10 protein-coding genes and 1 tRNA gene are annotated in these 13,792 nt (G+C 58.6%); 8 read left to right on the top strand and 3 right to left on the bottom strand.

Annotated elements, in window-relative coordinates:
- Positions 1–232: 232 nt before the first annotated feature.
- The 4 genes from KHQ23_RS05800 (at position 233) to KHQ23_RS05785 (ending at position 6,677) form a co-directional block, all read left to right on the top strand.
- Positions 233–1,624 carry an NCS2 family protein gene (locus KHQ23_RS05800; RefSeq protein WP_002922950.1) on the top strand — a complete coding sequence of 464 codons (1,392 nt, stop codon included), beginning with the start codon at positions 233–235 and terminating at the stop codon, positions 1,622–1,624.
- Between the two features lie 140 nt (positions 1,625–1,764).
- Complete coding sequence (locus KHQ23_RS05795; protein ID WP_047694003.1) at positions 1,765–3,480, top strand: AsmA family protein; 1,716 nt, start codon at positions 1,765–1,767, stop codon at positions 3,478–3,480.
- Positions 3,481–3,725: 245 nt separating this feature from the next.
- A complete protein-coding gene (locus tag KHQ23_RS05790; RefSeq protein ID WP_032435213.1) occupies positions 3,726–5,285 on the top strand; it encodes a PTS transporter subunit EIIC in 1,560 nt (519 codons plus the stop codon).
- Between the two features lie 12 nt (positions 5,286–5,297).
- A complete protein-coding gene (locus KHQ23_RS05785) occupies positions 5,298–6,677 on the top strand; it encodes a glycoside hydrolase (RefSeq protein WP_002922956.1) in 1,380 nt (459 codons plus the stop codon).
- Between the two features lie 46 nt (positions 6,678–6,723).
- On the opposite strand, the gene KHQ23_RS05780 is transcribed toward KHQ23_RS05785, so the two are convergent.
- The 3 genes from KHQ23_RS05780 to KHQ23_RS05770 all read right to left on the bottom strand — a co-directional run bounded on the left by KHQ23_RS05780 (position 6,724) and on the right by KHQ23_RS05770 (position 11,327).
- Positions 6,724–7,446, bottom strand: coding sequence for a MurR/RpiR family transcriptional regulator (locus tag KHQ23_RS05780; protein ID WP_004173889.1), 723 nt, complete (start codon positions 7,444–7,446; stop codon positions 6,724–6,726).
- Between the two features lie 155 nt (positions 7,447–7,601).
- Positions 7,602–9,920, bottom strand: coding sequence for an alpha-xylosidase (gene yicI, locus KHQ23_RS05775; protein WP_032435215.1), 2,319 nt, complete (start codon positions 9,918–9,920; stop codon positions 7,602–7,604).
- Between the two features lie 12 nt (positions 9,921–9,932).
- The gene (locus KHQ23_RS05770) at positions 9,933–11,327 is read right to left on the bottom strand and encodes a glycoside-pentoside-hexuronide family transporter (protein ID WP_002922962.1); all 1,395 of its coding nucleotides are present in this window, start codon (positions 11,325–11,327) and stop codon (positions 9,933–9,935) included.
- A 292-nt stretch (positions 11,328–11,619) separates the two neighbouring features.
- Between KHQ23_RS05770 and KHQ23_RS05765 the strand changes: the two genes are divergently transcribed.
- The 4 genes from KHQ23_RS05765 to KHQ23_RS05750 all read left to right on the top strand — a co-directional run bounded on the left by KHQ23_RS05765 (position 11,620) and on the right by KHQ23_RS05750 (position 13,761).
- A tRNA-Sec gene (locus KHQ23_RS05765) sits at positions 11,620–11,714 on the top strand.
- Between the two features lie 167 nt (positions 11,715–11,881).
- Positions 11,882–12,349 (top strand): DUF3237 domain-containing protein, encoded by a 468-nt coding sequence (locus KHQ23_RS05760; RefSeq protein WP_002922963.1) that lies wholly within the window; start codon positions 11,882–11,884, stop codon positions 12,347–12,349.
- A gap of 112 nt (positions 12,350–12,461) precedes the next feature.
- Entirely contained in the window at positions 12,462–13,469 is a 1,008-nt protein-coding gene (locus KHQ23_RS05755; protein WP_002922964.1) for a zinc-binding alcohol dehydrogenase family protein, read from the top strand.
- Position 13,470: 1 nt separating this feature from the next.
- Positions 13,471–13,761, top strand: a complete 291-nt coding sequence (locus KHQ23_RS05750; RefSeq protein ID WP_047694005.1) for a putative quinol monooxygenase — start codon at positions 13,471–13,473, stop codon at positions 13,759–13,761.
- Positions 13,762–13,792: the final 31 nt, after the last annotated feature.

Genomic DNA, 13,792 nt, shown 5'->3' with positions numbered 1-13,792 from the left:
GTCTTTAGCTTCTCATCATGAGGAGTCAGAGGGGGATTTTACGCAGAACGGCGGAAAAATTGACAGAAAAAGATATTTTGTATCCTGAATGATGCGATTTAGCATACAAAATGTTAATTATCTCGTTGCGCATATTCACGGTATAAATTTTTATGAGCAAACGCTGGCAAACGTTTGCTTTTGGTCTACAGTCCGATAAAATTCCCGCTTTGCCACCTTGGGATTGCTTGTGATGTCCGTTAACACCGCAGAGTCAGAAAATGCGCAACCGGTTGCGCATAAACCAGCCAGCGAATTAATCTACCGCCTCGAAGATCGCCCGCCGCTACCGCAAACCCTGTTCGCCGCCTTCCAGCACCTGCTGGCGATGTTTGTCGCGGTGATCACCCCGGCGCTGTTAATCTGCCAGGCTCTCGGTCTCCCGGCGCAAGATACCCAACATATCATCAGCATGTCGCTGTTCGCCTCCGGCGTCGCCTCTATTATTCAGATCAAAGCCTGGGGCCCGGTCGGCTCCGGACTGCTCTCCATCCAGGGCACCAGCTTCAACTTTGTCGCCCCGCTGATCATGGGCGGTACCGCCTTGAAAACCGGCGGCGCCGACGTCCCCACCATGATGGCCGCCCTCTTCGGCACCCTGATGCTGGCCAGCTGCACCGAAATGGTCCTCTCCCGGATCCTGCACCTGGCGCGCCGTATCATTACCCCGCTGGTTTCCGGCGTGGTGGTGATGATTATCGGCCTGTCGCTGATTCAGGTCGGACTGACCTCCATCGGCGGCGGCTACGCGGCGATGGCTGACCACACCTTTGGTGCGCCGAAAAATCTGCTGCTGGCGGGTATCGTGCTGGCGCTGATTATTATCCTCAACCGCCAGCGCAACCCGTACCTGCGCATCGCCTCGCTAGTGATTGCCATGGCTGCCGGTTATCTGGCGGCGTGGTTCCTCGATATGCTGCCAGCCAACACCGCCCCGACCAACAGCAGCCTCATCACCGTCCCGACGCCGCTCTATTATGGCCTCGGCATCGACTGGAGTCTGCTGCTGCCCCTGATGCTGGTGTTTATGATCACCTCCCTGGAAACCATCGGCGATATCACCGCCACCTCCGACGTCTCCGAACAGCCGGTCTCGGGTCCGCTGTATATGAAGCGCCTGAAAGGCGGCGTGCTGGCTAACGGCCTGAACTCCTTCGTTTCCGCGGTCTTCAACACCTTCCCGAACTCCTGCTTCGGCCAGAACAACGGCGTGATCCAGCTGACCGGGGTCGCCAGCCGCTACGTCGGCTTTGTGGTCGCCCTGATGCTGATCGTCCTCGGCCTGTTCCCGGCGGTGAGCGGCTTTGTCCAGCATATCCCTGAGCCAGTGCTCGGCGGCGCCACGCTGGTGATGTTCGGCACCATCGCCGCGTCCGGCGTGCGCATCGTCTCCCGTGAACCGCTGAACCGTCGGGCGATCCTGATTATCGCTCTGTCGCTGGCGGTAGGCCTCGGCGTGTCGCAGCAGCCGCTGATCCTGCAGTTCGCCCCGGACTGGCTGAAAAACCTGCTTTCCTCCGGGATTGCCGCCGGCGGTATCACGGCGATTGTTCTGAATTTAATTTTCCCGCCAGAAAAGGCGTGATCTCATGCGTTCCCGGTCGCGCATCGGCCGGGACGTCCTCCAACCACCTGCCCCATCACGGAAATAAACCACGCCTGCCTTGAGAAGTGCGCCTAAATCGGGCATAACACGGTGATGTGCATCTCACAGAATGGAAGACCATGAAATTTCTTGGAAAGCTGATTCTCTGGCTGCTAGTCGCTCTGCTGCTCGTCATTATTGGCGCGTGGTTCCTGCTGCAAACCCACTGGGGCGCCCGCCAGGCCAGCGCCTGGCTCAGCAATGGCACCGGCTGGCAGGTCTCCTTCGATGAGATGGAGCACGATTTCTCCTCCCCCCTTCATGTGCAGTTGCGAAACGTCACCTTTGGTCGGGAAGGCAAGCCTGCCACTTTGGTGGCAAAAACGGTCGACATTGGCTTCAGCACCCGCCAGTTTAGCGATCCGCTGCATGCGGATGAGATAGTCCTTAACGACGGCACTCTGAATCTGTCACCCCACTCTGCAGACCTGCCGTTCGCTGCCGACCGGCTGATGTTGCGCAATATGGCTTTCAACAGCCCGGAAACCGGCTGGGCGCTCAGCGCGCAGCGCGTCATCGGCGGCGTCAGCCCATGGACGCCGGAGGCGGGCAATGTGCTGGGGAAAACGGCGCAGATCCAGATGAGCGCGGGCTCGATGACGCTCAATGGCGTCGAAGCCAGCAACGTTCTGATTCAGGGTAAGATTGATCAGGGCGAGGTCACCCTCTCCACCCTCGGCGCCGATGTCGCCCGCGGCACCTTAACCGGCAATGCCAAACGCAGCGCCGATGGCAGCTGGCGGGTGGATAACCTCCAGCTCAACGAGATTCGACTGCAGAGTCCCGCCTCGCTGGCCGAGTTTTTCGCGCCGTTAACCACGGTCCCCTCTCTGCAGATTGGCCGCCTGGACATCACCGACGCCCGCCTGCAGGGACCGGACTGGGCGGTAACCGACCTCGACCTGAGCCTGCGCAACCTGACCCTTAGCCACGGCGGCTGGCAGAGCGAGGACGGCACGCTGTCGATGAACGCCAGCGAATTTATCTACGGCTCGCTGCATCTTTTCGACCCGATCCTCAATGCTGAATTCTCTCCCCAGGGCATTGCGCTGCGCCAGTTCTCCTCGCGCTGGGAGGGCGGCATGGTGCGCACCTCCGGCAACTGGCTACACGCCGGGAACGCCCTGGTGCTCGACGATACCGCTTTCGCCGGACTGGAGTACACGCTGCCGGCGAACTGGAAACAGCTGTGGATGACGCCGCTGCCAGCCTGGCTGCAAAGCCTGACGCTGAAAAAATTCAGCGCCAGCCGCAATCTGATCATCGATGTGGACCCTGCTTTCCCGTGGCAAATTACCGCCCTCGATGGCTATGGCGGCGAGCTACAGCTGGTGAAAAACGGCAGCTGGGGAGTATGGAACGGCAGCGCGACGCTGAACGCCGCGGCGGCGACTTTCAACCGGATCGACGTGCGCCGCCCATCACTCAAACTGAACGCCACAGCCTCGACGGTCAATATCACTGAGCTTAGCGCCTTCACCGAGCGCGGCATTTTGCAGGCCACCGCCGCGGTATCCCAGCTGCCGCAGCGCCAGGTCAATCTGAGCTTCAGCGGCCGCGGCGTGCCGCTGAATATTCTGCAGGCCTGGGGCTGGCCGTCGCTACCTATAAGCGGGGATGGCAATCTCCAGCTGACCGCCAGCGGCAGCGTGCAGGCCGATGCCCCGCTCAAACCGACGGTCAACGGGCAGCTCAGCGCCGTGAATATGGAGAAACAGCAGGTGGCGCAAATCATGCGCAACGGCGAGGTCAGCCTCGCCCCCGCCGCGCCAGCGCCCGCTCCCGTCACCCCATAGCGATGCCCATTCCCTCTCCTCTATGGGGAGAGGGATTGCTTCCCGGCAAAACTCCACTCTGACTACTCTCTCCCTTTCAGGGAGAGAGTTGGGGTGCGAGTCCTGAAACCTGTGCGCAATACGCGGCTATCTGTACCTATTTAGCGCAACAGGTTCCTTTCAAATATCAGAGTTGCTATAACCAAATCACTGGAAGTCGATAAAAAACCGCTCTCTGTACCTACAAAAATATAAAAGGATCAATCATGCCTGAAATACGTCAGCGTATTCTGGAGAATATGCAAAAATTCTCCCGGGCCATGATCGGCGCCGTATTGTTCTTGCCGGTCATTGGCTTAATTCTGGCCCTCAGTTCAGTATTAACTAATCCGACATTAATTGCTGAAACCAGTTTCTTACATCAGCTTGGGCAAATGCTCGGCGACACCTTTTGGCCTTTATTTGGCAACCTCGGCTTATTATTTTGCGTCGGCATCAGCTATGGCCAGGCAAAGGATAAAAAAACCGAAGTCGCACTGGTTTCAGTGATGTGCTTTATTATGTTTCTTGGCGCCAACCACTCCTGGCTGGAACACACCCATGGACTCGCCGAAAAAATTAACGGTGAATATTATGGCACCGGGCAAACCCAGCTGCTGGGCTTTGTGGTGGTGGATATGGGCGTTTTCCTGGGCATTATTCTCGGCTGCACGATTGCGTGGGTGCACAATAAAGTCTCTGCCATTGAGCTGCCTGGCGCGCTGTCGATGTACGGCGGCGCCAAGCTGACGCTGGTGGCGATGACGCCGGTGGTTATCTTCTACGCCATCGCCTTTACCTGGATTTGGCCCTTTATGACCCACGGCATCTCCGCCCTCACCGGTTTTATGAAAAATGCCGGGGTCGCCGGGGTCTTCGTCTATGGTTTCTTTGAAAAATTCCTTATCCCCACCGGCCTGCACCATTTCGTCTGGTCCCCCTTCCAGCTCACCCAGATTGGCGGCACGCTGAACGTGGATGGTCAGGTGGTCTCCGGCACCCAGGCCATATTCCTCGCCTATATGCGCCATCCCGACCTGACGCCGGTCATGAACGACGCATTACGTTTTTCGCAGCAAGGGATGACCACCATCTTCGGCCTGGCGGGCGCCTCGCTGGCGTTCTACCACACCGCGAAACCGGAGAAGAAAGCGATGGCGAAGGCGATTCTGCTGCCGGCGATTATCACCTCGATGCTGACCGGCATCACCGAGCCGATTGAGTTCACCTTCTTATTTGTCTCACCGCTGCTGTGGGTGATCCACGCGACGTTAACCGCCGCCTCGCAGGCCATTTGCGACATCTTCACCGTACGTCCCTGGGGAGCATCGGGCCTGATCGAGTTTCTGATCTATAACCTGCCGCTGCCGGTCTCCTTAACGCGCTGGCCGGGCTATGTCCTTATCGGTATCGGCCAGTTCGCCGTCTACTACGTGATTTTCCGCACCCTGGTGGTGAAGCTGAACCTGAAAACGCCGGGCCGGGAAGATGACGAGAACGTGAAGCTCTACAGCAAAGCAGAGTACCGCCAGAAAGTCGCGCAACCGCAGTCGGTCACCGATGACATTATCCGCGGCCTCGGGGGCAAGGAGAATATTCTCTCCGTCGATAATTGTTTTACTCGCCTGCGCGTGGCCGTGCGCGATATGGCGCGGGTTGATGACGCGCAATTAAAAAATACCGGCGCCAACGGCGTCGTACGCAATCGAAATGAAGTTCAGGTTATTTATGGCGTCAAAGTGGGACAGGTACGTTCCCGGGTTGATAACTGGTTAGCAGAAAATTAATGAGGAGTATTTATGAAATTAACCGTATTAGGCGGGGGCGGCGTTCGCTCTGCATTTTTAGCGAAATCTCTGGCCTATAACGCTCACCGCATTGGTTTAACAGAAGTCGTTTTTCTCGATAACTCTGCTGATAATCTGGCGATATTTGGCGAAATTGCCCGCTATGTATTTAATACCATTCGCCCGGATATTCAGTTTAGTACCACCACCGACCCGGTCGCAGCCCTGCAGGACGCCAACTATATCATTACCACCCTGCGGGTTGGCGGCGATGAAAGCCGCATTCGCGACGAACGTATTGCGCTTGAGCATAACACTCTCGGCCAGGAGACCACCGGCGCCGGCGGTTTCGCGATGGCCATGCGCTCGATCCCGGCGATCCTTCGCTATTGCCGGCTGATCGAAGAACATGCCGCCGAAGACGCCATTCTGTTTAACTTTACCAACCCGTCAGGTCTGGTGACGGAAGCGATTATTAAGTCCGGCTTTAAGCGCCGGGTCTATGGGATCTGCGATGCCCCCTCCGAGCTAATTCGTGAACTGCCGGCGATCCTTGGCTGTGAGGAGCGCGACCTCAGCGTGGAATGCTATGGGCTGAACCATTTCTCCTGGTTTACCCACTTCACCGTCCGTGGGGAAGAGGTGACCGAACGGCTGATCGCCAGCCCGGAACTGTACCAGAAGACGGCGATGCAGTACTTCTCCCCGGAGCTGGTACGGCTTTGTGATAATCAGCTCCTCAATGAATATCTCTATTATTACTACTATCGCGACGAGGCGCTGAAGGCGATTCAAGGGGCCGGCGAGACGCGCGGAGAGCAGATCGCCCGCATCAATCAGGAGATGCGCGAGGCGCTGCGCACCGTGGATGCCAGAACGCAACCGGAGGCCGCCTTCACCATCTGGATGCAGCATTACCTACGCCGGGAAAACAGCTATATGCAGAACGAATCCCGGCAGGAGAAATTCCACACCCGCGAACCGCTGACGCTGCGCCAGTTTATCGAAGAGCCGGACACCGGCGGCTATGCCGGAGTGGCGCTGGATATCCTGGAAGCGGTGAACAGCACCACCACCAAGCGGATCGTGGTGTCGATCCAGAATCACGACACGCTCGACTTTTTGCGCCCGGACGACGTGATCGAGATCAGCTGCGACCTGAGCCGGGATGGCCTCAAGCCGGTGACGCCGGTGAAGGTACCGACGGCGCAGAAGAATATGATTGCCTGCGTGAAAGAGTATGAGCGGCTGGCGGTGGCGGCGATCCTGCAGCAGGATAAATCGCTGGCGGTGCGGGCGCTGATGGCGCACCCGCTGATCGGTTCCTATTCGCTGGCGAAAACCCTGGTCGAAGCCTATCTCGACGATGAGCAGTTCGCCGCCTGGCGGTAATCCGCTGCCGATGGGATTCCCCCGCTCGCACCGCGCTTAGCGGGGGCTAACTATTGCTACGTAGACTGGTAAACCACATCTTCAATAGTCGCTCAAAGCCTAAGATGCAGTAGCCGAAAAACGGGTTGCTCCAGTAAATATCATCATCGAACTTCTGCGGGTCGTGAATAATAAACGCCGTATCCGCGGCCTGCGCCAGCGGGCTTTGGTAGTCGCCGGTAAAGCAGACCAGATTAATCTCCTTCCCCTCCAGGGCCTTAACCCAGTTGAGCGCCGAGCTGCTGCGCCCGGATTTAGAAATGATCCAGATGGAGTCGAAGCAGGCGGCGTTTTTCTGTTCGAGGATTTCGTAATCGGGCCACAGCGCCAGGCTGGCATTCACGCCGGTGACGAGAAACTTGTTGTAAATATACTGGGCGATCAGCTGTGAAAAGCCGCTGCCGTGGATCAGGATGCGCTGCTGTTTAAGGCTTGCCAGCAGCGGCGTCAGCGCTTCTTCCGGCTGAACGCTCATGTAGTCGATATCGTTGGTGACATCGAGCTTCGGCATGGTGATATTGAACTTGATGAAATAGACCAGCTCCAGCCAGCCGCTGAACTTCAGTTTCTTTGCCAGCCGGACCAGGGAAGAGGGGTTGCTGTAGCACTGTTCGGCCACAGCGCGAACTCCCTGGCGGATACACTGCTCCGGGTCGTTCTGAATAAAGCGCAGCACGGTCATTTCCGTTTTGCTTAGCTTCACGTCACGAAAGATATTTTCTACGTCCATGGCGGGCTCCTCTCAGCGGCAGAATACGCTAACACCGTTCGACAACCGCGTCTGCGGCCTGAGTCACCACTATGAAATGAACGTTACTTTTTGTACAAAAATGGAATAAAAAAACCCTCTCCGCCTGGCGAAGAGGGCTGCTGCTGTTAACCTATTTACAACGTAATCGTCAGCGTATTGCCCTCGGCGCTCACCACCACCCCCCATTCGCTACCGGTCTGCGTACCGCCCTGCACGCCCGCGACCTGCGGGATATTGCGCAGACATAACGTCCAGCCGCGGGCCTCGCCTTCGCCGCTCACGGCGATGGCGTTGCCCTGGCGCCTGGCCTTCAGGGTGAAGATCGTCGAGCCGTCTGCCGCCGGAACGTCACAGCGTGCCTCGCGTCCATCCTCAAGGTGGAACAGCTGGAAGGCGGTGCCCTCATGCCAGGCGTAATCCGCCTTCTGGTCATTGTTGCCCAGCGCCAGCAGGCTGTTGTCGCGAACGTAGACCGGCAGGCTCAGCGCATCGTGATGCTGCTTATGCCAGCGGCTACCCGGCAATTCATCGTTATGCCACAGATGCGTCCAGCGCCCTTCCGGCAGATAAAACTGCACTTCGCCGGCCTCGGAGAACACCGGCGCCACCAGGACCGAATCGCCCAGCATATACTGGCGGTCGAGATAGTCGCAGGCCGGATCGTCCGGGTACTCGAGCATCATCGCGCGCAGCATCGGCGTGCCGAACTCGTTGGCCAGCGCTGCCTGACGATAGAGATACGGCATCATGCGGCATTTCAGCTGCGTGAAGTGGCGTACCACGTCGCAGGACTCGTCATCGTAGGCCCATGGCACCCGATAGGATTTGCTGCCGTGCAGCCGGCTGTGGCTGGAGAGCAGGCCGAAGGCGCACCAGCGCTTGTAGACGTGGGCCGGCGCGGTGTTTTCGAAACCGCCGATATCGTGACTCCAGAAACCAAAGCCGGACATGCCGATCGACAGCCCGCCGCGCAGGCTTTCCGCCATCGATTCGTAGTTGGCGTAGCAGTCGCCGCCCCAGTGCACCGGGAACTGCTGCGCGCCCACCGAGGCGGAGCGGGCGAACAGCACCGCCTCCTGCTCGCCGACGGTCTCTTTCAGCACCTTCCACACCAGCTCGTTATAGATGAAGGCGTAGTGGTTGTGCATTTTCTGCGGATCGGAACCATCAAACCACTGGACGTCGGTCGGGATACGCTCGCCAAAGTCGGTCTTGAAGCAATCGACCCCCATCGCCACCAGGCCTTTTAGTTTGTCAGCGTACCACTGGCGGGCTTCCGGATTGGTGAAGTCATAAATCGCCAGCCCCGGCTGCCACTTATCCCACTGCCACAGCGAACCGTCCGGACGCTTCAGCAGATAACCCTTCTCTTTCAGCTCTTTGAACACCGGCGAGCGCTGACCGATGTACGGGTTGATCCACACGCAGACCTTCAGCCCTTTCTCCTTCAGGCGCTTGATCATCCCTTCCGGGTCCGGGAAAGTTAGCGGATCCCATTCAAAATCGCACCACTGGAAGGCCTTCATCCAGAAGCAGTCGAAGTGGAAGACGTGCAGCGGCAGATGGCGCTCAGCCATACCGTCGATGAAGCTATTCACCGTCGCTTCGTCATAGTTGGTGGTGAACGAGGTCGTCAGCCACAGACCAAACGACCATGCCGGCGGCAGCGCCGGGCGGCCGGTGAACTGCGTATAGCGGTTAAGCACCGCTTTCGGCGTCGGGCCGTCGATGACGAAGTACTCGAGGTATTCGCCTTCAACGCTGAACTGGACTTTAGAGACTTTCTCCGAGCCCACCTCGAAGGAGACGCGCTGCGGATGGTTGACCAGCACGCCGTAGCCGCGGTTGGTCAGATAGAACGGGATATTTTTGTAGGATTGCTCGGTGCTGGTGCCGCCGTCCTCGTTCCAGGTTTCTACCGTCTGGCCGTTGCGCACCAGGGCGGTAAAGCGCTCGCCGAGGCCGTAGACGGTTTCGCCGACGCCGAGGTCGAGGCGCTCAAACATGTAGTTGCGCTGGGTCTTACTATCCTGCACGTAGCCGTTGTTTTTTAGCTGGCTACCGGTGATACGCAGGCCGTCGCGCAGAAAATCCAGCCCCCAGAATTCGCCTTTAGTCACCCGCACGCTGAGGCTGCCGCTTTTCAGCTCGGCGAACCCGGCCGTATTTTCTATTTCGACATGGACGTCTTTCTGCACGTTCAGCGGATAGTGCGGGCCGTTATCCAGCGCGCCCTGGAAGTGCTCCATACGCACGCCGATTATCCCTTCCTGCGGCGAGAAAAAGCGCAGGGTGAACAATGGCGTATCCAGCTGCCAGGCGCGTTCGCGGACATCGCGCGGCGCGGCATAGACCACCATTTCATTCCCCTGCTGCTCCACCTCGTAAACCTGTACGGGTTGGATCAGGTTGAGCCCTGGTTGAATGAGCCAGTTTCCATCACTGATTTTCATTAAAACGTCCTCTTAGTTTTGCCATTCTTTGTCGATCGGGGCGGCGGTGAAATCTTGTTCGTTGCGACGCGCGCCCTCGGCCAGCTCGGCCATCATTTTTTTCAGGAACGGCGTTTTCAGCGTGTAGTAGCGTTTGGCGATCACCGCGCTCAGCAGGTAGCACACCGCCGGAACGAGGGTGAACAAGGCGATAATGATGGTGAGGGTGGCGCTGTTCTGGGTTTTAGCGGCGGCATCATAGCCGCCGCCGGCCAGCATCCAGCCGATCAGCGCGCCGCCCAGCGCCAGCCCTAACTTGAGCACAAACAGGGTACCGGCGAAGCTGATGCCGGTCAGGCGTTTGCCGTTACACCATTCGCCGTAGTCGACGGTGTCGGACATCATTACCCACTGGATTGGCGTCACCAGCTGGTGCAGTACGCCAATGACGAAGATAAAGACAAACATGGTGATTTCGGCGTCCATCGGTACGAAGAACATCGCCACGCTGAGCACCGCCAGGAGGGCGTTGGTCCACCAGAAGACGCTGACTTTGCATTTCCAGTCGGTCAGCGGTTTCGCCAGCGCCGAGCCAATCAGGTTGCCGACGCAGTAGGTCGTGAGGAAGGCGGTGAACAGCGCCGCCGAGCCCATGATCCAGGTGGTGTAATACATCATCGCGCCGCCGCGAACGCAGACCGCGAGGATATTGAGGATGGTGAGCACGCCGACCACCCGCCACTGGTCATTGCGCCAGATATCGCGCAGGTCTTCACGCATCGAGGTACTGCTCGGCGGCGCTTCGACACGCTCTTTGGTGGTAAAGAAGCAGAAGGCCAGCATCAGGAAGGCAATCACCGACAGCACCGCGATGCCCCCCTGGAAGCCGAGCGCTTTGTCTTCGCCGCCGATAAAGTTGACCAGCGGCATCATCAGCACGGTGGAGAGCATGCCCCCCGCCGTCGCCAGCACGAAGCGCCAGGACTGCAGCGAGATGCGCTGGGTCGGGTTGTCGGTGATCACGCCGCCGAGCGCGCAGTAGGGGATATTCACCACGGTGTAGAGCAGGGTCAGCAGCGTGTAGGTCACGGCGGCGTAGATCAGCTTGCCGTTGTGGCTTAAATCCGGCGAGCTGTAGGCCAGCACGCAGACGAGGCCGAACGGGATGGCGCCGAAGAGGATCCATGGGCGGAACTTACCCCAGCGGCTGCGGGTACGGTCGGCAAGCAGACCCATACACGGGTCGGAAATCGCGTCCAGCGCGCGCGCCAGCAGGAACATGGTGCCGACAAAGCCGGCGGGGATACCAAAAATATCAGTGTAGAAAAACATCATATACAACATGACGTTATCAAAAATAATGTGGCTGGCGGCATCACCCATGCCGTAACCAATTTTCTCTTTGACGGACAAAATGTGATCTTTCATATGCGCACTATTCCCTTAGCGGCACCGAGGGTTGGTACCGGTTACGGTTTTTGTAAACCTTTGCCGCACTAAGATGAATTGCGATATCTCGTTATCAGATTACGTTTCTTGTTTTCTGTGATCGTGGTAGGGAATCAGGGAGTGAAAAAGTGTAACTCACGGATTTTGTGAGGATTTGTCCAGGACTGTTCTGTAAAGTCCAGTTTTAACAGTAAAAAAGTGCGTTTAGGTATGTGGTAAACGGCTGAAAGTAGCTATAATGCGCCCCGCCTCCATGTAGCAATCGAGGCGCGGAAGATCGTCATCTCCGGTGAGGTGGCTGGACTTCAAATCCAGTTGGGGCCGCCAGCGGTCCCGGGCAGGTTCAACTCCTGTGATCTTCCGCCAGTTTGCCCCTGCTCCCCCACAGCCACTCCCTACCAACCTGAGCCCCCCCCAACTCATCATCCCAGCCAATCATTTTCATCCAAACCCTGCGTTATTTTGTCTCTCGCAAACCCGTTACACTGGTGCGGTGGCCGCGTGCCGTTACCAACCGAAACAGGAGAGCCATAATGACCCCCGAACTCAGACACTGTTTTTCCATTACCATCCAGGTTGATAAACCGATAATCGTCTCCCGCAGCCCGCAGACCGGTAAGCGCCAGCTGATCCCGATTGTCGGCGGCAGCGTCTCGGGTCAACTTCGCGGCCACGTGCTGCCCGGCGGCGTCGACAGCCAGATAATCGAACCCGACGGCACCTGCAGGCTGTCCGCCCGCTATGCCCTGCAGGTGGCGGAAGGCACGGTCTATGTGGAAAACAATGGCATCCGCCGCGTGCCGGCCCAGTATCATGACCAGCTTTTCGCCGACGATATGCGCTTTTTTAGCGATATTCCGCCAGAAGCCATCTATTTTCGCACCGTGCCCACCTTTGAGGTGGATGCTCCCGCGCTCAGCTGGCTAACCACCTCGCTGTTTATTTGCGCCGGTGGCCGGACCCAGGATGGGGTGATGCTCGACTTCTATCAGGTGGGCTGATTTTCACTTTCTGCATATAACTGTTATTGCCGTTAGCCCGTTTTTCCCCTCCCAGCAGCGGTCTACGATGGCTCCATCTTTTCATTCACCCGAATCACAGACCGGAGCAGTTATGAAAGCTATCGCCATTACTCAAGCCGCCGCTGACGGCAACAACATCCCTTCTTTAACCGAGATCGACCTGCCGATCCCCACCGCCCACGGGCGTGATCTGCTGGTCGCTGTGAAGGCTATCTCGGTCAATCCGGTAGACACCAAAGTGCGCGCCGGCTTTCAGGGTGACACGCCGCGGGTGCTGGGCTGGGACGCCGTTGGCGTGGTGCAGTCCGTCGGTGAGGAAGTGACGCTGTTCGCGCCCGGGGACGAGGTCTGGTACGCCGGCGCGCTGGGCCGGGCCGGCAGCAACAGTGAATATCAGCTGGTGGATGAGCGCCTGGTGGCGCACAAACCGCGCACCCTCGATAATGCCTCCGCCGCCGCGCTGCCGCTGACGGCGATCACCGCCTGGGAGCTGCTGTTTCACCGTCTCGGCGTTGAGGAAGGCGGCAATGCGGGCGACACGCTGCTAATCGTCGGCGCGGCGGGCGGCGTGGGGTCTATCCTGACCCAGCTGGCCAGTAAACTGACCGCCATGACGGTGATCGGCACCGCCTCGCGTCCCGAGAGCCAGCAGTGGGTCCGCGAGGCGGGCGCGCACCATGTGATCGATCACAGCAAGCCGCTCGCCGACGAGCTGGCGCGCATTGGTATCACGTCGGTAACCCATGTCGCCAGCCTGACCAATACCGAGCAGCACTTCAACGCGCTGATCGACGCCCTCGCCCCGCAGGGCAAGCTGGCGCTGATTGATGACCCGGAGACCCTGGACGTGGTGCCGCTGAAAGCGAAAAGCCTGTCCCTGCACTGGGAATTTATGTTCACCCGTTCAATGTTTGAGACGGATGATATGATCGCCCAGCATCAGCTGCTCACCCGCGTGGCGGCGCTGATCGACAACCACACTATCAAAACCACCCTTGGCGAACACTACGGCGCCATCACCGCCGCCAATCTGCAGAAAGCGCATCGCCAGCTGGAAACCGGACGCGCCGTCGGCAAGATCGTGCTGGAGGGGTTTTAAGATGATATCGCTTATCGCCGTGCTCAAGGCGAAACCGGGCCAAACGGACGCCCTGCGCCAGGCCCTGCAGGCGCTGCTCCTGCCGACGAGACAGGAGCCGGGCAACCTCGACTATGCCCTGTTTCAGCTGCGCGACGCGCCGGACACCTTCTATATGTGCGAGGCGTGGCAGGGACAGGACGCCCTCGATGCCCATGTCGCGATGCCCTATTTTCAGGCGTTTATGACGCAGATGGAGTCTCTGCTGGCTGAGCCGCTGCGGCTGGACTTTCTGACGCCGGTTGAGCCTTAGCCCACCGGCTGACGAGGGGTGGGAAAATCAC

This window comes from Klebsiella sp. 64 (assembly GCF_018223915.1).
Taxonomy (GTDB): domain Bacteria; phylum Pseudomonadota; class Gammaproteobacteria; order Enterobacterales; family Enterobacteriaceae; genus Klebsiella; species Klebsiella pneumoniae.
This window is presented reverse-complemented; position numbering and strand designations above follow the sequence as displayed.